The sequence below is a fragment of the Arthrobacter sp. 05T410 genome (assembly GCF_056396505.1).
The window spans coordinates 301,994-324,282 of record NZ_JBFTLP010000005.1; the positions used below are offsets into that span (position 1 = coordinate 301,994).

Consider the following 22,289-nt stretch of genomic DNA (forward strand, 5'->3'; position numbering starts at 1 on the left):
CAAGGTGGCTGGGGGTACTCACACAGTCATTTCATCATCGGGTACCGACAATTTATGCGACTCCCGCTCGAGCCGCTCCGCGATGGCATCGATCCGGTCGAAATCGGCGTCGGTGGGCGTCCACCGGCCGGAGGCCAGGTCAACACGCCAGCGCCCCTCGCCGGTCCGGCGGAAGTCCTCGTAACGGCCCAGCAGCGGCGTCCCCTCCTGCAGATAAAGGCCCAATGCCTCGTGCTCCAGGCCGGGCGGGGCGTCTCCGCTGGATTTCAGGACGCGCCACCAGGGCACGCTGCTGCCATAGTGGCTCATGACCGATCCGACCTGGCGCGGGCCGCCGGCGCCGAGGAGTTCCGCAACGTCGCCGTAGGCCACCGCCGTTCCGGCCGGGATCAACGCCACGAGCTCCAGCACCGCCTCCACATACTCCGTCCGCATCGGTCCAGCCTAGCCGTTCCGGACTCCGGAACAGCGCCGGGACGGCAGGCGGAGACGGCACGCCGCCACCCCGGTCAGGAACTGTCAGTGGCAGCAGGTAGCGTTGAAGCATGAGCACTTGGAACACCCTCCCCCGCGCAGCCTTCGACCTCGAAACCACCGGGCGGAACTCCCGCGCGGCGCGGATTGTCACAGCATCCATCACCGTGGTGGACTCCGACGGCGGGATTGTCCAGGAACACGAGTGGCTCGCGGACCCCGGGGTTGAGATTCCCACCGAGGCCAGCGACATCCACGGCGTCACCACCGAGAAGGCCCGCAGCGAAGGCCGCCCCGCCGCGGAAGTGACGCGGGAGGTCGCCGCCGTGCTCCAGGAGCTCTTCGACACGGGTGTGCCGGTCATCGCCTTCAACGCCAGCTACGACTTCACGGTGCTCGCCGCCGAGTCTGCCCGCTACGGCGTCCCTCAGTTGAGCCGCTTCCCCGTGCTGGATCCGTACGTCATGAACAAACAGGTGGACCGCTACCGCAAGGGCAAGCGCACGCTCACCGCCTTGTGCGAGGAGTACGGCGTCAATCTGGACAACGCGCATACCTCCGCGGCCGATGCCCTGGCAACCCTTCGGATGCTCGATGCCATGGCCGGAAAATTCCCCAAGCTCAGGATGCCGGCGGGCAACCTGCACCAGCTCCAGGTCGAATGGGCCTCTGCCCAGGCCGCGGACTTCCAAAGCTACCTGCGCAAGACGAAGCCGGCCGCCGTGATCGAAGGCGACTGGCCCGTCCTGCCTCCCGAGGACGCCAGCCGGGGCGACTTCTAGGATTTCCGGACGCTGGGATTCCGGACGCTGGGCCCCGGCGCGGGAGCACTTCTTAAAACGAAACGTTCGCCGGCGGAACGGCTTAACTAGTCCCCCGCTGCGCGCAAATCCAGTGATTGCGACGGAGGTCACACGGCCCGGGGCTTCCACTTGCCGCCCGCTCCGGCGCCGATGATTCCGCGCCACCCCGCCAGCACTATCAGGATCAGCGCCGATCACACGCGATCCTGAAGATAGTTCGCAGAACGCACACATCATCTCTGATTTGTTCGGATTGAATGGGCGCCCACGTCGGATGACACAATTATCTTTCGCGGCGTGTCTGCTCCACCCGGCGCCCAAGCCAGCGGCCGGGGGCCCGATGAGCCTCCCGCGACCCACTGAATTTCAGACGAAAGTGATTGCGTGATGAAAAGCAAAGCCTTGAAGTGGCTGACCACCGTTCCCGTGGCCATCGCCGTGGCGGTTTCCCTTGCAGCCTGCGGCGGCGGTTCGGCCCAGTCAACGGCGTCACCGACGGATGCCCTCCAGGGCAGCGACCAGAAGTCCCTGGACAAATACACGACCAAGGACGTCACTCCCCTGGACCAGATTGACAAGTCCAAGCTCGGCCTGATCAGCGACGGAACCCTGACTGTGGGCACCCTTTCGGACGCCCCGCCGAACATCTACATCGACAAGTCGGGCAAGTTCACCGGCTACGACAACGAGCTCCTGCGCGCCATTGCGGACAAGCTGGGCCTCAAGGTGGAGTTCAAGGCGACCGGCTTCGCCTCGCTGCTCGCCCAGGTTCAGAACAAGCAGTTCGACCTCGGGTCCTCCTCGATCTCCACCACTGACGCGCGCCGCAAGACCGTGGGTTTCACCAACGGTTACGACTTCGGCTACATGGCCGTGGTCGCCAAGAAGGACTCCAACATCAAGGGGTTCAAGGACCTGACCAAGGACACCCGCATCGCCGTGGTCCAGGGCACGGTGCAGGATGACTACGTCACCAACACCCTCCAGATCGAGCCCGTCCGCTTCGAGGACTACAACACCGCGTATGCCAACTTGAAGAACGGCCAGGTCGACGCCTGGGTCGCTCCGTCCCAGCAGGCTACCGGCCAGGTCAAGGAAGGCGACGGCACGGTCATCGCCGAGTCGGTTGTAAACACCCAGAACTTCACCGCGTACGCCGTGAACAAGGAAAACCAGCCGCTCATCGACGCGCTGAACTCCGGCCTCGACGCCGTGATTGCCGACGGCACCTGGTCCAAGCTGACCAAGGAATGGTACCCGGACCGCGAGACCCCGGCCACGTGGTCCCCGGGCTCCAAGGCTGTCACCGTTCCGAAGTCCTAGTCCATGGATGCACTCGATCAACTCGTAAAGACCTTCTTTGACTGGGAGGCGATGGCAGCTGTCCTGCCGAACATGATTATGTTCGGCCTGCCCAACACCCTGATCCTGGCGGTTTCCTCGGGCGTGCTCGGGTGCATCCTGGGCATGGTCCTGGCCGTCATGGGCACGTCCCGCCTGACGCCGCTGCGGTGGCTCTCCCGGATCTACACGGACATCTTCCGCGGCGTTCCGGCTATTGTCATCATCCTCCTCATCGGCCTCGGGCTCGGACCCATAGTCCGGGTAGCGACCGGATCCACGAACCCGTTCCCGCTGGCCATCTTCGCCCTGACGCTCATGGCTGCGGCCTACATCGGCGAGATCTTCCGCTCGGGCATCCAGAGCGTGGAAAAGGGCCAGCTGGAGGCGTCCCGGGCCCTGGGCTTCAGCTATGGCTCGTCTATGCGCCTCGTGGTGATTCCACAGGGCGTCCGGCGCGTGCTCCCGGCCCTGGTCAACCAGTTCATCGCGCTGATCAAGGACTCGTCCCTGATCTATCTGCTGGGCCTGATCGCCAGCCAGCGCGAGATCTTCCGGATCGGTAACGACGCCGCCGCCAATACGGGAAACCTCTCGCCACTGGTTGCCGCCGCGTTCATGTATCTCATCCTGACCGTTCCGCTCACCCACTTGGTCAACTACATCGACAAGCGTCTGCGCACCGGCCGTCCGGAGAAGCGTCAGCCTGACGACGCCGCGGCCTTGATCGGGAAGGGAGCACAGCCATGAGCGAATTCGCCTCCGGCTCGCTGACCGGCAAGAACCTGCACTTGTCCTTCGGCACGAACCATGTCCTCCGCGGCATCGACCTTCATGTCGAGAAGGGCACCACTGCCTCGGTGATTGGCCCCTCCGGCTCAGGAAAATCCACGCTGCTGCGTGTCATGAACCGTCTGATCGAACCGGACCAGGGCGACATCCTGCTCGATGGCCGCTCGGTCCTGAAGGACAACCCGGACGAGCTGCGCCAGCGGATCGGCATGGTGTTCCAGCAGTTCAACCTGTTCCCGCACAAGACCGTGGTGGACAACGTCTCGCTGGCGCTGCGGAAGCTGCGCAAGCTGCCGGCGGAGCAGGCCCGGGCCGAGGCACTCGAGCAGCTCGACCTGGTGGGGCTCAAACACAAGGCCGACGCGCGTCCTGCCAATCTCTCCGGCGGCCAGCAGCAGCGTGTCGCCATTGCCCGCGCCCTGGCCATGAAGCCGGAGGTGATGTTCTTCGATGAGGCCACCTCCGCCCTCGACCCCGAGCTCGTCAAGGGTGTGCTGGCGCTGATGGCCGACCTCGCCAAGGGCGGCATGACCATGGTGGTGGTGACCCACGAGATGGGCTTCTCCCGCAATGTCTCGGACACCGTGACGTTCATGGACGCCGGCGTCGTCGTCGAGTCCGGTCCCCCGGAACAGATCTTTACCAGCCCGCGGACCGAGCGGCTGCAGGGGTTCCTCGCGGACGTTCTGTAGTTCGCTCCAGCGTCACGGCAGCTTAAATGACTGATGGCACCCGCAGCGGCGGGTGCCATCAGTCATTTAAGGGCTGAGGCTATGGCTTGGCGCCGGCCGCCGCCTTAGCCGCTGCCGGCAGGGCGTCGAAGATCCGGTTCATCGCGGTGTCGTCGTGCGCGGCGGAGAGGAACCAGGCCTCGAAGACCGACGGCGGCAGGTAGACGCCGGAGTCCAGCATGGAGTGGAAGAACGGGGCGTAGCGGTACACTTCCTGGCCCTGGGCGTCCTCGTAGTTGTGGACACCCCGGGCGCCCGTGCCGAAGGCCACGGAGAACAGGTTGCCTGCGCGCTGGATGGAGTGGTCCACGCCGGCCGCATCGAGTGCGGAGGACAGCGCCGCGGAGAGTTCCAGCGAGCGGGCATCCACGAACGAATAGACCTCGGGGGTGGCGTGCGTGAGGGTCGCGACCCCGGCGGCCATGGCCACCGGGTTACCGCTCAGAGTCCCGGCCTGGTAGACGGGGCCCAGCGGCGCCAGGTAGTCCATGACCTCCGCGCGTCCGGCGAGAGCCGCCGTCGGCATGCCGCCGCCAATCACCTTCCCAAATGTCAGCAGGTCCGGGGTCCACGGCTCGGCGGCACCGGCGGCGCCTCCGGTGAGGCCCCAGTAGCCGGAGTAGCCGGTGCGGAATCCGGTCAGGACCTCGTCGAGGATCAGCAGGGCGCCGTGTTCGCGGGTAATCCGGGAGAGGCCGGCGTTGAAGCCGTCGCCGGGGGTGACGACGCCCATGTTGGCGGGTGCGGCTTCGGTGATGACGGCGGCAATGCTGTCACCGTGCTTGGCGAAGGCGGCTTCGACGGCGCCGAGGTCGTTGTAGGGCAGCACGAGCGTCTCGGCGGCGGTCGCGGCAGTGACCCCGGCTGAGCCGGGCAGCGCGAGGGTCGCCAGGCCGGAGCCTGCGGCGGCGAGGAGGCCGTCGAGGTGGCCGTGGTAGCAGCCGGCGAACTTGATGATCAGGTTGCGGCCGGTGAAGCCGCGGGCGAGCCGGACGGCCGTCATGGTCGCCTCGGTGCCAGTGGAGACCATCCGGACGCGCTCGGCGGCCGGGACGCGCTCCTTGACGATTGCGGCAAGGTTGGCCTCGTCCGGCGTGGAGGCGCCGAAGGAGAGACCGCGGTCGACGGCGGCGTGCACGGCCGCCAGGACCTCCGGGTGGGCGTGCCCCAGCAGCGCCGGGCCCCAGGAGCAGACGAGGTCGACGTAGTCGGCACCGTCGGCGTCGGTCAGGTAGGCGCCCTTGGCGGACACCATGAACCGCGGCGTCCCGCCCACGGAGCCGAAGGCGCGCACGGGCGAGTTCACGCCGCCCGGCATCAGCTGGCGGGCACGGTCAAAGAGTTCCTCGTTGCGAGGCATGCTGGAAGTCATGGTTCCTATTCTTTCAGTTCGCGGCCAGTTCAGTTGGCGCCTAGCAACGCGGCCACGCGGGGCGCCACTTCGGTGCCGAACAGTTCAATGGAGCGCATCATGGCCGTGTGCGGCAGGGTGCCGTTGCTGTACTTGAGGTCAAAGCGGTCCACCCCCAGGTTCTTTTTGAGCAGGGCAATCTTCGCGGCCACGGTTTCCGGTGACCCGACATAGAGTGCTCCCTCGGGCGTACACATCGCGTCGAACTCGCCACGGCTGGCCGGGCCCCAGCCGCGTTCGGCCCCGATCCGGTTCCGTTGCTGTAGCCAGTGCGGGAAGAACTCCTCGCGGGCGTCCTCATCCGTGGCGGCAACGTGGCCGGGCGAATGCGTGGCCATCTGCTGCATCGGGTGCCCGTACTTGGCCATGGCCTCACGGTAGAGGTTGGCCAGGGGCGCGAAGGACCGCGGCTGGCCGCCAATGATCGCGAAAATGATCGGGTAGCCGTACTCGGCGCAGCGCAGCACCGACTCGGGCGTGCCGCCGACGCCGATCCAGGTCGGCAGGAGGTGGTGTTCCAGCGGCGGGTAGACGCTCAGGCCGCTGATGGCCGGCCGGGTGCGTCCCTCCCAGTGGACCGGTTTCTGCGCCCGGACCTTGTCGAAGAGCTCGAGCTTTTCCTCGAATAGGACCTCGTAGTCCGCCAGGTCCAGGCCGAACAGCGGGAAAGACTCGATGAAGGACCCGCGGCCCAGCATGACCTCTGCCCGGCCGCCGGAGATGGCGTCCACGGTGGCGAAGCGCTGGAACACCCGTATCGGGTCATCGGAGCTGAGCACTGTCACGGCTGAGCCGAGCCGGATGTTCTTGGTGCGGGCAGCCGCCGCGGCCAGGAATACCTCCGGGGCGGAGACAGCGAAGTCGCGGCGGTGGTGCTCCCCCACCGCGAAGGCGTGCAGGCCGATCTGGTCCGCGAGTTCGGCCTGTTCCAGGAGCTGGCGCAGCACCTGGGCGTGCGGGACGGGATGGCCGTCCGGGAAGACCCCGACATCGCCGAACGTGTTCAGGCCCAGGAGGATGCGGTTGGGCCCCACCGGCGCGGTGGGTGTGGACTTGAGCGGGGCGTCCGCGGATTCGGGGGCCGTGTTCATCGGGTTTCCTTCAGCCAGCCGGCGAGCTCGCTCGCCCAGTAGGTCAGCACCATGTTGGCGCCGGCGCGTTTGATGCCCAGGACGGACTCGGTGATGGCGGCCCGGCGGTCGATCCAGCCGTTTGCGGCGGCGGCCTCGATCATCGAGTACTCGCCGGAAATCTGGTAGGCAGCCACGGGGACCGGGCTCATGGCGGCGACGTCGGCGAGGATGTCCAGGTAGCTCATGGCAGGCTTCACCATGACCATGTCGGCGCCTTCGGCCAGGTCCAGGTCCACCTCGAGGATGGCCTCCCGGCGGTTGGCGGCGTCCATCTGGTAGGTGCGGCGGTCGCCGGTCAGCTGTGAGTCGACGGCCTCGCGGAACGGGCCGTAGAACGCGGAGGCATATTTCGCGGCGTAGGCCACGATAGCGGTGTTGGCGTGCCCGGCGTCCTCCAGGGCCTGCCGGATCACGGCGACCTGGCCGTCCATCATGCCCGACGGGCCCAGGACGTGGGCGCCGGCGTCGGCCTGGGCAACCGCCATCTGGCCGTAGATTTCCAGGGTGGCATCGTTGTCGACGTAGCCGTTGGCGTCCAGGACACCGCAGTGGCCGTGGTCGGTGAATTCGTCGAGGCACACGTCGCTCATGACTACGAGGTCGTCGCCGACCTCGGCGCGGACGTCCCGGATGGCCTTGTTCAGCACGCCGTCGGGGTCCAGCGACGCCGTCCCGCGCGCGTCCCGGACGGCGGGGACGCCGAACAGCATGATGCCGCCGACGCCCAGCTGGACAGCCTCGGCCGCGGCACGCCTGAGCGAATCGGTGGTGTGCTGCTGCACGCCGGGCATCGAGGCGATCGGGTTGGGCTCACTCAGGCCTTCGCGGATGAAGGCCGGCAGGATGAGCTCCGATGCTGAGAGCCGGTGTTCGGCCGTCAGCCGGCGCATGGCCGGGGTGGTGCGGAGCCGGCGGGGGCGGTGGGTCGGGAAGCTCATATGGTGTCCTTTGCTGAGGGCTCTGCGGCTGACGGAGGCGGTGGGGGCTGCTGGTGGTCAAGGGACCGCACGACGGCGGCAACCAGGCCGGACGCCGTCGGCTCTTCGGCGACGGCGTCGACGCTGAGTCCGAGGGAGGCCGCCTCGGCCGCCGTCGAGCGTCCGATGGCGACGAAACGGCAGGTGCCCAGCGGGCCGAGGTCCGCGTGGATGCGGCGGGCGGCGCTCGGGGAGGCGGCGACGACGGCGTGCAGCCGGCCGGCCCCGATTTCGGCTTTCGCCTCGGCCGTGGTGAGCACGGTGGGCGGCGGCGCGTCCTGCCCGGCCGGACTGCTCCCCTGCGACAAGGTCGCCTGTGGCGGGGCCGGCGGGAATGCGGGCAGGGCCCGGCGCGGATCGGCAGGATAGTCGACGGTGTTGTACGCGGTGACGGCCTGGACGGCCGCACCGCGGGCCTCGAGGCCCTTGCGGAGCCGCGGGTCCGCTATGTCTGCCTGGGGCAGGAGCACGCTGCCCTGGTTCGCGGGCCAGATGTCGAGCAGGCCCGTGCCGGATTGCTGGCCCGTGGGTGCAAGGTCGACGCTGATGCCCCGGGACTCCAGCTCACGGCGGGTCGCCGGGCCGATCGTGGCCACGAGGATGCTGCCGGGCAGCCAGCTGCTGAGGGAGGCGCCGCGTTCCGCGGCTTTCGCCTCAAGTGCCTGGACTGTGGTCACGCTGCTGATCACGAGCCACGTGTAGGCCCCGGCGCCGAGGGCGTCGAGGGCGACGTCGAGGGAGTGCTGGTCGCTGGCCTGCTCAAAGTCAATCAGCGGGAGCAGCAACGGCTCGGCGCCGACACGGCGGAGGGCCGTGACGAGTTCCCCCGCGCGGTCCGGGCTGCGGGCAACCAGCACGCGGGCGCCCTCCGGCACCCTCATGCCGGTTGGGCCGCCCGTGTGGTTGCGGTCGCTGTGCCGTGCCATGAAGTGGTGGATCCGCGGTTCAGGAAGCTGCCAGGTCCGCGATGTCCGCGGCGCCGCGGGCCAGCAGGACTTCCGCCAGCTCGATCCCGAGCAGCGTTGCCCCGACCTCGGTGAGGCCGTCGGTGGCTTTCTTGTCGCGGACGGTTGCCGTGCCGTCGACGGCGCAGACCACCGCCTCGAGGTGCAGCATGCTGCCTTTGCGGTAGGCGTAGGCGCCCACCGGGGCGGCGCATCCGGCCTCCAGCCGGGCCAGCAAAGCCCGTTCGGCCGTGACGGCGAGCCGGGTGTCCGGATCATCGAGGGCCGCGAGGGCCTGCGCCAGCACGCCCTGGGAGCCTTCCGTGGACCCGGCCCGGCGGGGAGCGTCGGCGGTGCGGCATTCGATCGCCAGGGCACCCTGCCCGGCGGCTGGCAGCATGATGTCCGTCTCGAGGTATTCGCTGACCGCGTCGAGCCGGCCGATCCGGTGCAGTCCGGCGGCTGCGAGCACGACGGCGTCGAGGTCGTTTGACTTGCCGTCAACGACGGCGTCGTTCGTGTTGCCCGACAGCCCGGGGACGCGTCCCAGCCGGGTGTCCACGTTCCCGCGGATGTCGCGGATGTCCAGGTCCGGACGCACGGCGCGGAGCTGGGCCGCGCGGCGCGGGGAGCCGGTGCCGACGCTCGCGCCGCTCGGCAGGTCGGCGAGCTTCAGCCCGTCGCGGGCGCACAGCACGTCCCGGACGTCGACGCGTTGGGGTGTGGCCGCGAGGCTCAGGCCGAGGGCCGGACCGGTCGGGAGGTCCTTGAGCGAATGCACGGCGATATCGCAGATGTCCTGCAACAGGGCGTCGCGGAGCGCGGCGACGAAGACGCCGGTACCGCCCATCTGGGACAGCGAGCCTTTGAGGACGTCGCCGTCGGTCCGGATATGGACCAGCTCCACGGGGAACCCGCCGACGGCGGCCAGCTGGTCCGCGGTCTGCTGGGTCTGGGTCAGGGCGAGTTTGCTGGCGCGCGTGCCGATCCGGACGCTCATGCGGTTCCCTGGCCCGCCGCCGCAGCAGCCGTGCCCGAAGCCACAGGGGCGGCCGGGTAGGGATCGTGTCCGGTCCCGACGGTGGTGTCGGCTCCGGCGATGGTGGGCTTTTCGCCGCGGAAGTTAGCGCAGCAGCCGGGACGGCAGACGTCGTACCAGGGGCCGAGCTTGGTCAGGTGCGGCCGCTCGGCGATGTTGTTCGCGACGGTCCGCTCGCAGATGAGGTCCACAAGTCCGGCGACAAACTTGCGGTGCGTTCCGGGCGTGGGGACGCGGGTTGCGGCCAGTTCCAGCCGGGCGCAGGTCTCAAGCGCCTCGGTGTCCAGATCCCAGACCACTTCCATGTGGTCGCTGACAAAGCCCAGCGGCACAATCACGATGCCCTTGACGCCCTGGCCTGCGAGCTCCTCGATGGCGTCGTTGATGTCCGGTTCGAGCCACGGCACGTGCGGGGCGCCGGAGCGGGACTGGTAGACGAGGGACCAGGGTGCGGTCAGGCCGGTCGCGTCTTCCACCCGGCGGATGACCTCGGTGCCGGAGGCCAGGTGCTGTGCGGCGTAGGCGGAGTCTTCCTCAAAAGTGCGCGGCTCGCCCTCGGACCGGCCGGCGGCCTCGGCATCGCGGGTCGGGATGGAGTGCGTCGCGAACAGGATGTGCACGGGGGCGTCCGGGGTGCCGGCGGCGGCCAGCTGGGCACGGACGTCGGCGAGGCCGGCGGCGGTGCCCTCGATGAAGGGCTCCACGAACCCGGGGTGGTCGAAGTACTGGCGCACCTTGTCGACCTCGAGCTTGCCGTCGAGCCCGGTTTCGGTCAGCGCCATGCCGATGTCCTCGCGGTACTGGCGGCAGCTGGAGTAACAGGAGTAGGCGCTCGTGGTGAGCATGAGCACCTTGCGGTGGCCGGCGTCGTAGATCTCCTGCAGGGTCTGCGGGATGTACGGGTCCCAGTTGCGGTTGCCCCAGAACACCGGCAGCGCGATGCCGCGGGCTGCAAGTTCGGCCTCGATGCCGGCCTTGAGCTGACGGTTTTGTCCGTTGATGGGGCTGATGCCGCCGTTGGCGCGGTAGTGGTGCGAGACCTCTTCGAGCCGTTCGTCGGGGATGCCGCGGCCGCGGGTGACGTTGCGGAGGAACGGGATGACGTCCTCCTGGCCTTCGGGTCCGCCGAAGGAGGCGAGGAGCACTGCGTCGTACTCCTTGGGGGCCATCCGGCCGGCCTCGGTGACGGTGTTCACGGCGGTTACCGGGGCGGCGGATTCCTGCGGATCGAGCGGGCTCATGCCAGGACCTCGGCAATCTCGGCGGCGGTGACGCGGCGGCCGGTGTAGAAGGGGATTTCCTCGCGGACGTGGTGCCGTGCTTCGGTGGCCCGCAGGTGGCGCATCAGGTCCACGAGGTCCACGAGCTCGGGGGCTTCCAATCCGAGGATCCATTCCCAGTCGCCGAGGGCGAACGAGGAGACGGTGTTGGAGATGACCTGGGGGAAGTCGCGGCCCAGCATGCCGTGGTCGCGGAGCATGGCGCCGCGCTCGGCGTCCGGGAGCAGGTACCACTCGTAGGAGCGGACGAAGGGGTAGACGCAGAGCCATTCCGCCGGTTCAACGCCGCGGGAAAACGCCGGGGTGTGGTTCTTGGCGAACTCGGCCTCCCGGTGCACGCCCATGGCGGACCAGACGATCTCGGTGCCGGCGAACAGTTTGCTGCGCCGGATGTCCCGCACTGCCCGCTGCAGCGCTTCCGGCCGGGGACCGTGCAACCAGACCATAATGTCCGCGTCGGCCCGCATCGCCGAGACGTCGTAGCTGCCGCGGTGGACAACTCCGGCGTCGGCGAGGCTTTTCATCAGGGCCTCGAAGTCCTCAGCGGCATCGGCGCCGCGCAGGATGTCCGCTGACCGCTTGAATACGGTCCAAAGGGTGAAGAACTGCTCAGTTGAATCTTCGGGCGCCGATGCCCCGGCGACTGATTCTCCGGGGGCTGACATTCCGGTTTTAGTGACAGATTCGGCAGAAGTGTGGCTCATGCATACCAGTCTGCCTCCTCTCCCCAGCTAAGTCGAAAAAAAGCACTTCTACAGCGCGTAGAAGTGCTTTATTTCACATGCGGGACGCTGGAGGTGGGGGTGCGTCCGCGGGAGGCGGGTCTGCGGGAGGGGGTGCGTCCGCGGGAGGCGGGTCTGCGGGAGGGGGTGCGTCCGCGGGAGGCGGGTCTGCGGGAGGGGGTGCGTCCGCGGGAGGCGGGTCCTCTCAGCTCCGGCGCATCCGGAGGACCGCGGCGCCGGCGCCGAGCGAGAGCGCCACCAGGCCGATGCCCCAGCCGACCAGCGGGGACAGGCCAGCCGGTTCCAACGTCGAGGTTGCCTCGAGGGAGGAGTTGCCGGAGTGGCCCTTGGCCGGAGCCGGCGCCTGGGTCCAGCCGGCTGTGTTTGAACCCGCTGGGGACGGGTGCGGTGTGGCCGACTTCGAGGCCGACGCCTGCGCGCCGGCACCGTTGCCCGCGGCCGGCACCGCGGTGCCGGACTGTGGATCGGCGGCCGGGTCGGCGGCCGCGCTGCCCGGTGCCGGCCGGCCAGGGGCCTGTCCGGTGGGAGCAGACCCGGCGGATCCGCCTGCGGCGGGAGCTCCCGGAGCCGGGGCGGCGGGCGGCGCGGCGGGGTCCTGCGGCCCGCCGGGCGGCGCAACCTTCGCGGGCGGGGTGCTCGACGCCGGTGGAGTACTGGTGCGCGGGGCCGTGGGTTGGGGATTGCTGGGCTCGGGGTCGCTGGGTTCCGGGTCGCTGGGCTCGGGGTCGCTGGGCTCCGGGCTGCTGCCGTGCGACGGCGACGGGGAGGACTCGCCCGAGCCGGCGGACGGCGAGGGGCTCGGCGTCGTCGAGGAACCCAGCAGGCTGTCCAGCATGTCGCCGAGGCCGAGGGTCAGCGAACCCTGCGCGGACGGTGCGGTGGACGCCGCCGCGGACAACCCTGCGGCCGCCTGCGAGGCAGGAGCCCCGGCGGTGCCAGCCAGTACGGCCCCGAGCGCGACCGCCGCCGCGCCGCTTCGAAGGCCCCGATGGCGGCCGGTCTTCGTTGTTGACACCTTGGACCTGAAAATAAACATGGTCATCGAGCCTAGCCGGAATCGACCAGCAGGAAAAACTTGCAAAAACCGCGAATTTCCGGCACGAAACCGCCGTGACCGGAGGGGTTCAGGGTGCCTTTGGAACCGCTGTGATTCCTGTGACTGAAGGTGTGCTTGGGACTCGGAAACCTCGTTCGGAACAGCCACATTCAGGGTCACCGAATTCAGGGTCACCGAATTCAGCGCAGGCCCATTCAGCGCAGCCACGTTGAGCGCAGCCACGTTCAGGACGACGTTCAGGACAACAGGGCGCGGACCTGCTGCGGGGTGTCGGCCACGATCGCTGCCAAGCCATTGCCGGACAGCCAGCCGCCCACCACGGCAAGCGTGCCGTCCGCGGCACAGACGCTCCGGACGGCCGCGACGCGCTGCCTGTGGCCCAGGGACGCAAACGGCAGCGCGCCGGCCCAGCGGACCACGTCCCAATCGGCCACGTCCCCGGCGCCGACTGGCACCGCCAGCAGGGCCGACGCATCAGCCAGGGCTGCGCGGAAAAGTTCATCGTCGGAGCGCGGCGCCGCGGCCAGTCCGCCGCCGCGGGGCTCGGGCAATGCCCGGGGAGTAACAGCCTCTGGAGCTGCACTCCGCCCGTAGGAGAGCCGGAGCACATGCCGTCCCGGGCCTGCCTGCTCCGCCAGCCACGCCCATTTGGCGGTGGCGTGCGTCAGCGCCTTGGCCTGCACACCCGGGCTCTGCGGCGCAACAAGCACGCCGGTGCCGCGTGGCGCCGCGTCAAGGGCCGGGAGGTCCACCACGAGTGTGACAAGGCTGACGTCGGGTCCGGCATCGGGGCGGTGGCCGGCAAGTTCCGGCAGGGACTCCTCAAGCAGCCCGACGGCGGCGGGACCCTCGACCGCAACCGCGAGGAGCCCGGCGTCGAAAGTGGCCTGGTCCGTGGCCACGCGCCAGCCGTCGGCTGTGCGTCGCACTGACCGGGCCGCAGTGCCGGGCAGCAGGGTGACTCCGCGCTGACGCAGATCGGCCAGCAGGGCGGCGACGAGGGTGCGCATGCCGCCGCGCAGCCCGGCGACGGCGGAACCGGCCTTCTGGAGCCCGCCGGCCTGGCCTGTTCCGGACGGTCCGGCTGGTCCGGGGGGTCTGCCCGTGGCGGCCGCCGCTCCCCTGCGCTGGGCCGCGACGGCGGCGGCGAGGGAACCGTGCTGGCGGATGCCGGCCCGCAGACCGGGGGCCACCATGTCGACGTCGAGCACTGAAGGGTCGGCCGAGTGGACGCCGCCGACCACCGGTGCGACGAGCCGGTCCAGGACCCGCCTTCCCATCCGTCTGCGGACAAGGGCTGACACGCTCGTTGCCCCGGCAGCGGTGCCCAGCGAGGCCGGCAGCACGGCGTCGACGGAGGCGCGGAGGGATCCCAGCAGGCCCAACGACCGGCGGACTTCCGGGTCCCACGGGCTCGCCGGGATGCCCAGCACACCGGTCTTAGGCAGTTCCCGGGGGCCGTCAGGCAACTGGACCCAGGCCCCGCCGGGGTTCGGCGCAACGATCTCGCCGGCCAGCCCCAGCTCCGCGGCGAGATCGGCTACGGCGGCGGTGCGGGTGGCGAAAGACTCCGCGCCGCTGTCCAGGGTCAGTCCGGCCACGACATGGCTGCCGACGCAGCCGCCCCAGGCCTCGCCGGCCTCCAGGACGGTGGTGCGGACCCCGGCCCGGGCGAATTCCCGTGCCGCAAGCAGTCCGGAAATCCCGCCCCCGATCACGACGGCGGTACCTTCCACGGGAGTCCCGGCGGCGCCTGCGTCCACGCCCCTACTCCGGAGCGATGGAGTGGATGAGTTCGACGACGCGCGTGAGCACCTCAGGGTCCGTCTCCGGCGGCACGCCGTGGCCGAGGTTCAGGACGTGCCCGGGCGCCGCGGAGCCGGACGCGATCACCTCTCGGACGTGGGCTTCGAGGACTTCCCACGGTGCCGAAAGCAGTGCCGGGTCGATGTTGCCCTGCAGCGGGACGGTGCCGCCGAGGCGGCGGTTGGCTTCGTCCAGCGGCAGCCGGTAGTCGACCCCCACGACGTCAACGCCGACGTCGCGCATCGCGACGAGCAGTTCCGAGGTGCCGGTGCCAAAGTGGATCAGGGGTGCGCCCAGGTGCCGGACATGGTCCAGGGCGCGGGACGACGCCGGCGCAACGAAGCGCTGGTAGTCGGCAAGTCCCAGCGAACCGGCCCAGGAGTCGAAGAGCTGGCCGGCGGAGGCGCCGGCTTCCAGCTGTGCGCGGAGGAACATCCCCGAGGCATCGGCGGCCCAGTTGGCCAAGGCAGTCCAGGTTTCGGGGTCGGCGTGCATCATGGTGCGCGGGCCGAGGTGGTCGCGGGAAGGCTTGCCTTCCACCATGTACGCGGCGAGGGTAAAGGGCGCACCGGCGAAGCCGATCAGCGGGGTGCTGCCGAGCTCGGCCACCGTGAGCCGGACGGCTTCGCGGATGGGCTCCAAGGCCTCCCAGGTCAGCTGCGGCAGGGCGGCAACGTCCGCGGCCGTGCGGACCGGTTTGTCCAGGACGGGTCCGACGCCGGGCACGATGTCCACTCCGACGCCGGCCAGCTTGAGCGGGATGACAATGTCCGAGAAGAAGATGGCGGCATCGACGTCGTGGCGGCGGACCGGCTGCAGGGTGATCTCGGAAGCGAGCTCGGGGCGCAGGCACGAGTCCAGCATCGCGACGCCCTCACGGACCTTGAGATATTCGGGCAGTGAGCGGCCGGCCTGGCGCATGAACCAGACGGGACGGCGGGAGGGCTTGCCGCCGCGGTAGGCGGTGATCAGCGGCGAATCCGCGGTGCGGCCGTCCATCAGCGGGTGGCCGGCATCGAGGCCGCGGGCGGCGCCGTCAATGGCTGCATTGCCGGCTGCGCCGTTGTCGGACGTACTGAATGTGGTCGTGCCGGCACGTGCCGCAGCGCTTGGAGTCATGACTTCGATTGTGCCCAAATTTGTGCCTAAAAGATAACGACAGCCTGTCACGCCGGCTCTGACACCGGCCCCGAGTGCCGCGTCGTGGCGGGAATCACAGGCCAGGGTGCCTGAGCCCACGCCCGGACAGTTGTTCTACACGGACGCGAAAAAGCTATGATGGTGATGCTGTGGTTCTTTTTTCATTGGTGGCTACACACGCCGACATCGACCTCGAAACCGTTGCTCAGTTGAGCACCGGTGCTTCAGGGATCGCCACATCCGCCCTCGCCGGATCGCCGGCCGTGGCGGGTGCCGTTGTCCTTGCCACCTGCAACCGCCTTGAAATCTACGGCGAAGCCCCCCACCCGGACGCCGTCGCCGCCGCCCGGGCGGCCCTCATCACCCACATCAGCGGCGCCAGCGGACTCAACGATCAGCTCGTCTCCCGCGCCTTCAGCACCCGCACCGGCGCCGAGGTCAGCCAGCACCTCTTCTCGGTCAGCTCCGGTCTGGACTCCGCCGTGGTGGGCGAACGGGAAATTGCCGGGCAGGTCCGCCGCGCCTTGATCACGGCCCAGCACGAGGGCACCGCCAGCTCCGGCCTGGTCCGACTGTTCCAGGCCGCGTCCAAGACCGCGAAGGACGTCGGCGCCCAGACGGCGTTGGGTTCGCGCGGGCTCTCCATCGTCTCCGTGGCCCTGGACCTCGCCACTGACCTGTCGGAAAACCCGGACTGGTCCGCCAAGAAAGCCGTCGTCTTCGGGACCGGCGCCTACGCCGGTGCCACCATGTCCCTGCTGCGGGAACGTGGCTGCACCGATGTCTCTGTTTATTCCTCCTCCGGCCGCGCCGCCGGCTTCGTCGCCACCCGGGGCGGCACGGCACTGAACGAGGACACGCTTCCGGGCGCAGTTGCCGGTGCCGACGTCATGATCGGCTGCAGCGGCTCCGACAGCCGGGTCGAAGCGGACGAACTCGCCCGGATCCGGGCGAACTCGCCCCAGCCGCTGATCGCGATCGATCTCGCTTTGACCCATGACTTCGACCCCGCTGTCGGCGACCTCGACGGCGTCGAACTGCTTACGCTGGAATCGGTCCGGCTGGCCGCACCGCAGGAACAGGCCGAGTCGCTCGAACAGGCCAGCAGCATCGTGGCCGGGGCGGCCAGCGCCTTTGAGCAGGAGCGCGAGGCCAGGAGCGTCGACTCGGCGATCGTCGCCTTGCGCCGCCACACGATGAACGTCCTGGATGCGGAAATGGAAAAGGTCCGGGCCCGGCACGGCTGCACGGCCGCCGCCGAAGAAGTCGAATTTGCCCTGCGCCGCATGGTGAAGCAGCTTCTCCACGTCCCCACCGTCCGGGCCCGCGAACTGGCCTCCAACGGACAACAGGACGCCTACATTGCCGGTCTTGAGGCGCTGTACGGCATCACGGTGGAGCCCACCGCCGGCGCAACGGTTGCAGGTGCCGCCGGTTCCGGGGCTTGCCCTGTGGACCACAATGCGGCTGCCCACAACCCCGGCGACCCCGGCCCCGCAGCGGGCGACATCCGCGAAACCGCGTAGCTGCCCCGCGCGTCCCCGCACCGCGGCTTATCCCTGGATTATCCGGGGAAAGCGTTGATCCCGGTCATTTCGGCCGACACCTGCCACAGCCGTGTGGCCGCCTCCCGGTCCACGGCGTGGGCATCCACTCCCCTGATCCTGGCTTCGGGCGATCCCGGCACCGTGGCTTCGGCGATGTCGCAGTCCTCGCAGTAGACGCCGCCCATTCCTTCGAGCGCCGGCGCCGTCGCGGCCCAGACCGAGGTGGCGGCGCCCTGCGCGGGTGTCTTGAAGCGCGGGTCGAGTTTGCCCTGCTCGTCCATCCAGCCCGCGGCGATCATCTCCTCCCGCGGCAGGTGCCGTTGCAGCTCCGTCATGATCCCGCCGGGATGTACTGCGAAGGCGCGCACGCCAAAGTTGCGGCCCAGGGCATCGAGCTGGACGGCGAAGAGCGCGTTCGCCGTCTTGGCCTGGCCGTAGGCACGCCACTTGTCGTAGCCGGCGTCGAAATTGATGTCATCGAAGCGAATGGCCGAGAGCTTGTGGCCGGTCGAGGAGAGCGAGACCACGCGGGCTCCCTGCGCCGCGGCAAGCGCCGGCCACAGCAGGTTGGTCAAGGCAAAATGGCCCAGGTGGTTCGTGGCGAACTGTGATTCCCAGCCGGGTCCCACCCTTTGCTCCGGACTTGCCATGATGGCGGCGTTGTTGATGAGGATGTCCAGGCTGCGGCCTGAGCCCGGCGCCGCGACAAGTGCCGGACCGGCCAGGAAGCCGGCGGCGAACTCCTTCACACTGTCCTGGTCCGCCAGGTCCAATTCGGCAACTTCCAGTTCGGCAACGCTGACGCCGCCGCCAGCCGTTGCCGGCGTCAGCCCCGCCGCGGCCAGGACGTCGCGGGCATGCTCGGGCCGCCGGGCCGGCACCACGACGGCGGCGCCGGCGGAGGCCAGCGCCCGCACGGTCTCCAGGCCCAGCCCCGAGTAGCCGCCCGTGACAATAGCGGTCTTCCCGGTCAGGTCGATGCCGGCAATGACGTCGGCCGCCGTCGAATCCCGGCCGAACCCGGAGCCAATCTTGCGCTGGGACGTCACTGTATTTTCCTGGCTCACGGCGTCTTCCTCTCTCACGACATTTTCCTCGCTCATGACCAGGCCTTTCGTTTTAGGGCGCCGCTCGGCGGAGCATGTTGTGCGGTATCGCGGCCTTGCTGGCCATATGGGCCGCCGCGGCTCAATACACCGGTTTCCCGGGCTCCACGTCCCGTACCCAGGCGAGAATGCCGCCTTCGAGGTGGCTGACGCGCTCGTACCCGACGGCGCGGGCTGCGGACAGGACGGCGGCGGATCGTGTTCCGGCCTTGCAGTGGAAGACAATTTCGGCATCCTGGGGCAGTTCCTGCCACGCCTCGCCGGCAAGGATGCGGCCTTGCGGGATCAGCTCCGACCCCTCAATGCGGACGATTTCGTATTCTCCCTGCTCCCGCACGTCCACGAGGTGGAAGTCTTTGAGGCCGGCCTTGCGGGAGGCCAGCATGGTGGCGAGCTGGGTCGCCGTCACGGTGTGCTCGGTACCGGCATCCGCCGTTGGAGTGATCCCGCAGAAGGCCTCGTAATCGGTGAGTTCGGTGATTCGTGCTGCCGCCGGGTCCTTGGTCACCTTGATCTCGCGCCAGGTGCCGCCCAGAGCGTCATAGAGCGCCAGCCGGCCCAGCAGGGACCGGCCGACGCCGGTGATCAGTTTGACCGCCTCGGTCACCATCAGCGCTCCGACGGCGGCGCACAGCATGCCGAACACGCCGCCTTCGCCGCAGGACGGCACGGATCCGGGCGGGGGTGCCTCCGGGTAGAGGTCCCGGTAGGTGGGCCCGAACTGTTCCCAAAAGACGCTGACCTGGCCGTCGAAACGGAAAATCGATCCCCAAATGTAGGGCTTGCCGAGGATGGCGGCGGCGTCGTTGACGAGGTAGCGCGTGGCAAAGTTGTCGGCGCCGTCGAGGATCAGGTCGTAGCCGGCAAAGAGCTCCAGTGCGTTGGACGCGTCGAGCCGGACGTTGTGCAGCCGGACGTCCACGAGCGGGTTCAGGGCCTTAATGGCGTCGCGGGCGGACTCGATTTTCGGCCGGCCCACATCCGCGACACCATGGATGATCTGGCGTTGGAGGTTGCTGAGGTCGACGTCGTCGTCATCGACGATGCCAAGGGTGCCGACCCCCGCGGCGGCGAGATAGAGCAGGGCCGGGGAGCCGAGGCCACCGGCACCGATCACCAGGACTTTTGCGTTCTTGAGGCGTCGCTGGCCGATCGCGCCGATCTCCGGAATGATCAGGTGCCGCGAGTAGCGTTCCACCTCGTCCGGCCTGAGGTCCGCAGCCGGGTCGACCAGCGGTCCGGGCTGCGGATCCAGCTTCGTCTGGGGGGTTGCGGGGGCACCGGCGGCGGTGAACTTGGAAGCCATACTTCAATCTATGCCCGAAGATACCACCAGGTCATATTACCCGCGCGTAAGGTGTAATTGAGTGCAAGGTAGTTCAGTACAAAATGCAAATGATTGCCATTGCGCGCAATGGGGTGGATAAGGGAAAGAAGGCCGACAGTGGTTCATCAGGCACCGTTGGAGCGGGACGAGTCCGGCAAGCCGACGGCAGGGCAGCCCCGGAGCGGACAACGCTCGGCCCGCCTCCCCCGCGACGAACGCCGGGCTCAGCTGCTGGCGGCCGCGCAGGAAGTTTTCGTGGCGAACGGCTACCACGGTGCCGCCATGGACGAGATCGCCGAGACCGCCCACGTCAGCAAGCCGGTGTTGTACCAGCACTTCCCCTCCAAGCGGGACCTCTACCTGGCTCTGCTGGACAGCCACCTCAGCAAGCTGACCGACCTCCTGCTTGGCGCCCTGAACTCCACCACCGACAATGACGAGCGCGTCCAGGCCGTCATGCGCGCCTACTTCCGCTTCATCGCGCACGACGACCAGGCCCACCGGCTCGTCTTCGAGTCGGACCTGATTAACGATCCCGACGTCAGCGCGCGGCTGGAAACGTTCAACAAGACCTTCGCCGACGCCGTCGCTCATGTCATCGCCGAGGACACCAAACTGCCTGAGCTGGAGGCCCAGCTGCTGGGCCGCGGACTCGCCGGCATGGCCCACGTGAGCGCACGGTATTGGCTGGAAACGGACGGGAACCTGGATCTCGATGTAGCCAGTGACCTCATCTACCGTTTAGCTTGGCGCGGAATCTCCCGCTTCCCCAAAGGGACCTAGACTACAACTAGAGATTGACCTTAGACATTTTTTGGACGTTGATTGGCTGGGAGGCCTTGCTGTGGAAGTAAAGATTGGTATTCAAAACATCGGCCGCGAAATTGTCCTCGAATCGGCGCAGGATGCCGAAGCCGTCGCCAAGGTAGTTGGCGACGCGATCGCCAAGGGCAGCGAACTGCGGCTGACGGACGACAAAGGCCGCCTGGTGATCGTCCCCGCCAATGTTCTGGGCTACGTGGAAATCGGCGCAGAAGAGGCCCGCCGCGTCGGCTTCGGTGCCCTCTAGCCCCGTTCTTCCCACGACCGTCCTTCATCGCAGTTTCTAGATCGTGAGGTGTCCTGAATGCTTTCCCTGATTGTGGTCGCCATGGTGACCGTGGCTGCGGGTTTCGTGGTGTGGGCCAACGACAAGCGGCACCAGAAGTACGGCGTCGCCGTCCCCGCGGGGGTTGCTGCATCCGTCGGTATGCTCAGCTGGATCATCTTCATAGCGGCCGGATTCGGCTACCAGCCGGGCCTGACCTGGATCCCGTGGATCCTGCCGATGGTCCTGGGCACTGCGGCCTCGATCGCGGCCGTGGTGTACCTCGGCAGGGCCCGGACGCGGCAGGACACCGAGAGGCTCACGGGCATCCTGAAGCTCTAGTTCGTTAGCCCCGCGCAGCTGTTTTCGGCGCGCAACTGTGACCACGCACCCAACGGGGTGCGTGGTCACAGTTCGTTTGGGGTTCGGCCGAGTGCGCCGTACCGGAGTCATTCCGAGGCGGAACCGTGCCCATCACTTTTGTCGGAGCCCTCAAATAGACTCGGGCCATGGAAGCCGTCAGGGATTTCATCAGGGATTTCACCGCCTGCGGGGACGAGGCGGAGGGCACGGACCGGGGCGCAACCCCGGTCGGGCAATCCGGTATGGACACCGCCCTGGCCGCGCTGCGGGCGGTGGGTTCGACGGCGGTGGAGGATGCGGGGTCGTGGGGCTTCCGGGCCGCGTCGGACTTCGCCGACAGCGTGGAGGAAGTCTCCCGCGCGGTGGAGTATCTGCAGCTCGTCGCGGCCGCCGCCGTGGACCGGACCAGGAAGCAGTCCGCAGCCGCGGCCACGGGGGCTGTAACGGGGGCGGTCACCGGGTGGACCACCGGCTGGCGTGAGAGCCCCGCCGGGTGGCAGACCGGCGCACCCGGAACCGCGGAAGCTGCCGGCGCCTCCTTGGCCTCGGCTCCGGCCGGCAGGCCTGTTGGGGCGGTTCCCTCCGGCACGTCCTTGTCCTTGGCTCCCTCCGGCACGTCCGTTGCGGCGGCGCCCGCCGGAAGCCCCGGAATGGGTGAGCTGGCCGTGCCGGAATCGGTGCTGGATGACGGGTACCGGAACACGGTGGAGTTCCTGCGGGCGCGGCTGCGGATCAGCGCCGCGGAGGCCAGGCGCCGGCTCTGCCGGCCGACTCGCTGCTGCCCCGGCAGGGACTCGCCGGCCGGCCCATCCCACCCGTGCACCCGGAACTCGGAGCCGCCGTCGCGGCCGGCGAGGTCGCCTCCCGCGCCGCGACCGTCATCACGCTCGCCCTGGACCGGGTCCGGCACAGCTGCCTCCCCGAGGCCGCGGCCACCATGGAACATGCACTGACCGCGACGGCCATCGAGAACGACGCCGACTTCCTGGCCCGGATCGCCCGCAGCTGGGCCGGGGCGCTGGACCAAGACGGCGCCGAACCCTCCGAGGAACTGCTCCGCCAGCTCCAGGGCGCTTTCCTCCGCAAACCCCGGCACGGCCTGCAGCACCTGGAAATCTTCGCCACCACGGACCAGTTCGAACACCTGATCACCGTGATGAACACCGCCACCAACCCCCGCACCGGCCC

Annotated in this window: 22 protein-coding genes and 1 pseudogene; 9 read left to right on the forward strand and 14 right to left on the reverse strand. The window is 68.8% G+C overall.

The window, feature by feature from the left end; all coding sequences use genetic code 11:
- Nucleotides 1-18: 18 nt before the first annotated feature.
- A complete protein-coding gene (locus AC1DFR_RS10080) occupies nt 19-435 on the reverse strand; it encodes an MGMT family protein (RefSeq protein WP_476856660.1) in 417 nt (138 codons plus the stop codon).
- Nucleotides 436-545: 110 nt separating this feature from the next.
- Here AC1DFR_RS10080 and AC1DFR_RS10085 point away from each other — a divergent pair, with 110 nt between their 5' ends.
- The 4 genes from AC1DFR_RS10085 (at nt 546) to AC1DFR_RS10100 (ending at nt 4,102) form a co-directional block, all read left to right on the forward strand.
- The gene (locus tag AC1DFR_RS10085; protein ID WP_028277186.1) at nt 546-1,256 is read left to right on the forward strand and encodes a 3'-5' exonuclease; all 711 of its coding nucleotides are present in this window, start codon (nt 546-548) and stop codon (nt 1,254-1,256) included.
- Nucleotides 1,257-1,664: 408 nt separating this feature from the next.
- Nucleotides 1,665-2,600, forward strand: a complete 936-nt coding sequence (locus tag AC1DFR_RS10090; protein ID WP_223913927.1) for an ABC transporter substrate-binding protein — start codon at nt 1,665-1,667, stop codon at nt 2,598-2,600.
- 3 nt (nt 2,601-2,603) lie between these two features.
- Complete coding sequence (locus AC1DFR_RS10095; RefSeq protein ID WP_028277188.1) at nt 2,604-3,368, forward strand: amino acid ABC transporter permease; 765 nt, start codon at nt 2,604-2,606, stop codon at nt 3,366-3,368.
- Complete coding sequence (locus AC1DFR_RS10100) at nt 3,365-4,102, forward strand: amino acid ABC transporter ATP-binding protein (protein ID WP_028277189.1); 738 nt, start codon at nt 3,365-3,367, stop codon at nt 4,100-4,102. Before AC1DFR_RS10095 ends, AC1DFR_RS10100 begins: the two co-directional genes overlap by 4 nt.
- Nucleotides 4,103-4,181: 79 nt before the next feature.
- Here AC1DFR_RS10100 and hemL read toward each other — a convergent pair whose 3' ends face one another.
- From hemL to hemE, 10 genes are all read right to left on the reverse strand, one after another.
- On the reverse strand, nt 4,182-5,513 hold the full coding sequence (gene hemL, locus AC1DFR_RS10105) for a glutamate-1-semialdehyde 2,1-aminomutase (RefSeq protein WP_476873232.1): 1,332 nt from the start codon (nt 5,511-5,513) through the stop codon (nt 4,182-4,184).
- Between the two features lie 29 nt (nt 5,514-5,542).
- Complete coding sequence (locus tag AC1DFR_RS10110) at nt 5,543-6,643, reverse strand: LLM class flavin-dependent oxidoreductase (RefSeq protein WP_476873233.1); 1,101 nt, start codon at nt 6,641-6,643, stop codon at nt 5,543-5,545.
- Complete coding sequence (hemB, locus tag AC1DFR_RS10115; protein ID WP_223913922.1) at nt 6,640-7,623, reverse strand: porphobilinogen synthase; 984 nt, start codon at nt 7,621-7,623, stop codon at nt 6,640-6,642. Before hemB ends, AC1DFR_RS10110 begins: the two co-directional genes overlap by 4 nt.
- Nucleotides 7,620-8,588 carry a uroporphyrinogen-III synthase gene (locus AC1DFR_RS10120; protein WP_476873234.1) on the reverse strand — a complete coding sequence of 323 codons (969 nt, stop codon included), beginning with the start codon at nt 8,586-8,588 and terminating at the stop codon, nt 7,620-7,622. The genes hemB and AC1DFR_RS10120 overlap by 4 nt, the downstream gene beginning before the upstream one ends.
- Before the next feature lie 19 nt (nt 8,589-8,607).
- Entirely contained in the window at nt 8,608-9,606 is a 999-nt protein-coding gene (gene hemC / locus AC1DFR_RS10125) for a hydroxymethylbilane synthase (protein WP_476858905.1), read from the reverse strand.
- Nucleotides 9,603-10,886 carry a ferrochelatase gene (locus AC1DFR_RS10130; RefSeq protein WP_476848753.1) on the reverse strand — a complete coding sequence of 428 codons (1,284 nt, stop codon included), beginning with the start codon at nt 10,884-10,886 and terminating at the stop codon, nt 9,603-9,605. The genes hemC and AC1DFR_RS10130 overlap by 4 nt, the downstream gene beginning before the upstream one ends.
- Nucleotides 10,883-11,629 carry a hydrogen peroxide-dependent heme synthase gene (gene hemQ / locus AC1DFR_RS10135; protein ID WP_028277195.1) on the reverse strand — a complete coding sequence of 249 codons (747 nt, stop codon included), beginning with the start codon at nt 11,627-11,629 and terminating at the stop codon, nt 10,883-10,885. Before hemQ ends, AC1DFR_RS10130 begins: the two co-directional genes overlap by 4 nt.
- A gap of 223 nt (nt 11,630-11,852) precedes the next feature.
- Nucleotides 11,853-12,710, reverse strand: coding sequence for a hypothetical protein (locus AC1DFR_RS10140; protein ID WP_476873235.1), 858 nt, complete (start codon nt 12,708-12,710; stop codon nt 11,853-11,855).
- Nucleotides 12,711-12,961: 251 nt separating this feature from the next.
- Nucleotides 12,962-14,488 (reverse strand): protoporphyrinogen/coproporphyrinogen oxidase, encoded by a 1,527-nt coding sequence (locus AC1DFR_RS10145; protein WP_476873236.1) that lies wholly within the window; start codon nt 14,486-14,488, stop codon nt 12,962-12,964.
- 4 nt (nt 14,489-14,492) lie between these two features.
- Complete coding sequence (gene hemE / locus AC1DFR_RS10150; RefSeq protein WP_476873237.1) at nt 14,493-15,650, reverse strand: uroporphyrinogen decarboxylase; 1,158 nt, start codon at nt 15,648-15,650, stop codon at nt 14,493-14,495.
- A 170-nt stretch (nt 15,651-15,820) separates the two neighbouring features.
- Here hemE and AC1DFR_RS10155 point away from each other — a divergent pair, with 170 nt between their 5' ends.
- Nucleotides 15,821-17,197: a glutamyl-tRNA reductase gene (locus AC1DFR_RS10155; protein ID WP_476873238.1), complete on the forward strand. Its 1,377-nt coding sequence runs from the start codon at nt 15,821-15,823 to the stop codon at nt 17,195-17,197.
- 38 nt (nt 17,198-17,235) lie between these two features.
- On the opposite strand, the gene AC1DFR_RS10160 is transcribed toward AC1DFR_RS10155, so the two are convergent.
- The gene (locus AC1DFR_RS10160; protein WP_476873239.1) at nt 17,236-18,321 is read right to left on the reverse strand and encodes an SDR family NAD(P)-dependent oxidoreductase; all 1,086 of its coding nucleotides are present in this window, start codon (nt 18,319-18,321) and stop codon (nt 17,236-17,238) included.
- An 85-nt stretch (nt 18,322-18,406) separates the two neighbouring features.
- Nucleotides 18,407-19,630: a molybdopterin-synthase adenylyltransferase MoeB gene (gene moeB / locus AC1DFR_RS10165; protein ID WP_476873240.1), complete on the reverse strand. Its 1,224-nt coding sequence runs from the start codon at nt 19,628-19,630 to the stop codon at nt 18,407-18,409.
- Nucleotides 19,631-19,738: 108 nt separating this feature from the next.
- Here moeB and AC1DFR_RS10170 point away from each other — a divergent pair, with 108 nt between their 5' ends.
- The 3 genes from AC1DFR_RS10170 to AC1DFR_RS10180 all read left to right on the forward strand — a co-directional run bounded on the left by AC1DFR_RS10170 (nt 19,739) and on the right by AC1DFR_RS10180 (nt 21,080).
- Nucleotides 19,739-20,434: a TetR/AcrR family transcriptional regulator gene (locus AC1DFR_RS10170; protein ID WP_476873251.1), complete on the forward strand. Its 696-nt coding sequence runs from the start codon at nt 19,739-19,741 to the stop codon at nt 20,432-20,434.
- Between the two features lie 61 nt (nt 20,435-20,495).
- Complete coding sequence (locus tag AC1DFR_RS10175; RefSeq protein WP_028278253.1) at nt 20,496-20,720, forward strand: DUF3107 domain-containing protein; 225 nt, start codon at nt 20,496-20,498, stop codon at nt 20,718-20,720.
- Between the two features lie 57 nt (nt 20,721-20,777).
- Nucleotides 20,778-21,080: a hypothetical protein gene (locus AC1DFR_RS10180; RefSeq protein WP_476848746.1), complete on the forward strand. Its 303-nt coding sequence runs from the start codon at nt 20,778-20,780 to the stop codon at nt 21,078-21,080.
- 4 nt (nt 21,081-21,084) lie between these two features.
- On the opposite strand, the gene AC1DFR_RS10185 is transcribed toward AC1DFR_RS10180, so the two are convergent.
- Nucleotides 21,085-21,924, reverse strand: a complete 840-nt coding sequence (locus AC1DFR_RS10185; protein ID WP_476873241.1) for a hypothetical protein — start codon at nt 21,922-21,924, stop codon at nt 21,085-21,087.
- Here AC1DFR_RS10185 and AC1DFR_RS10190 point away from each other — a divergent pair.
- A pseudogene (locus AC1DFR_RS10190) lies at nt 21,919-22,289 on the forward strand (HNH endonuclease signature motif containing protein); the annotation flags it as partial. The gene AC1DFR_RS10185 and the pseudogene AC1DFR_RS10190 sit on opposite strands and share 6 nt — an antisense overlap.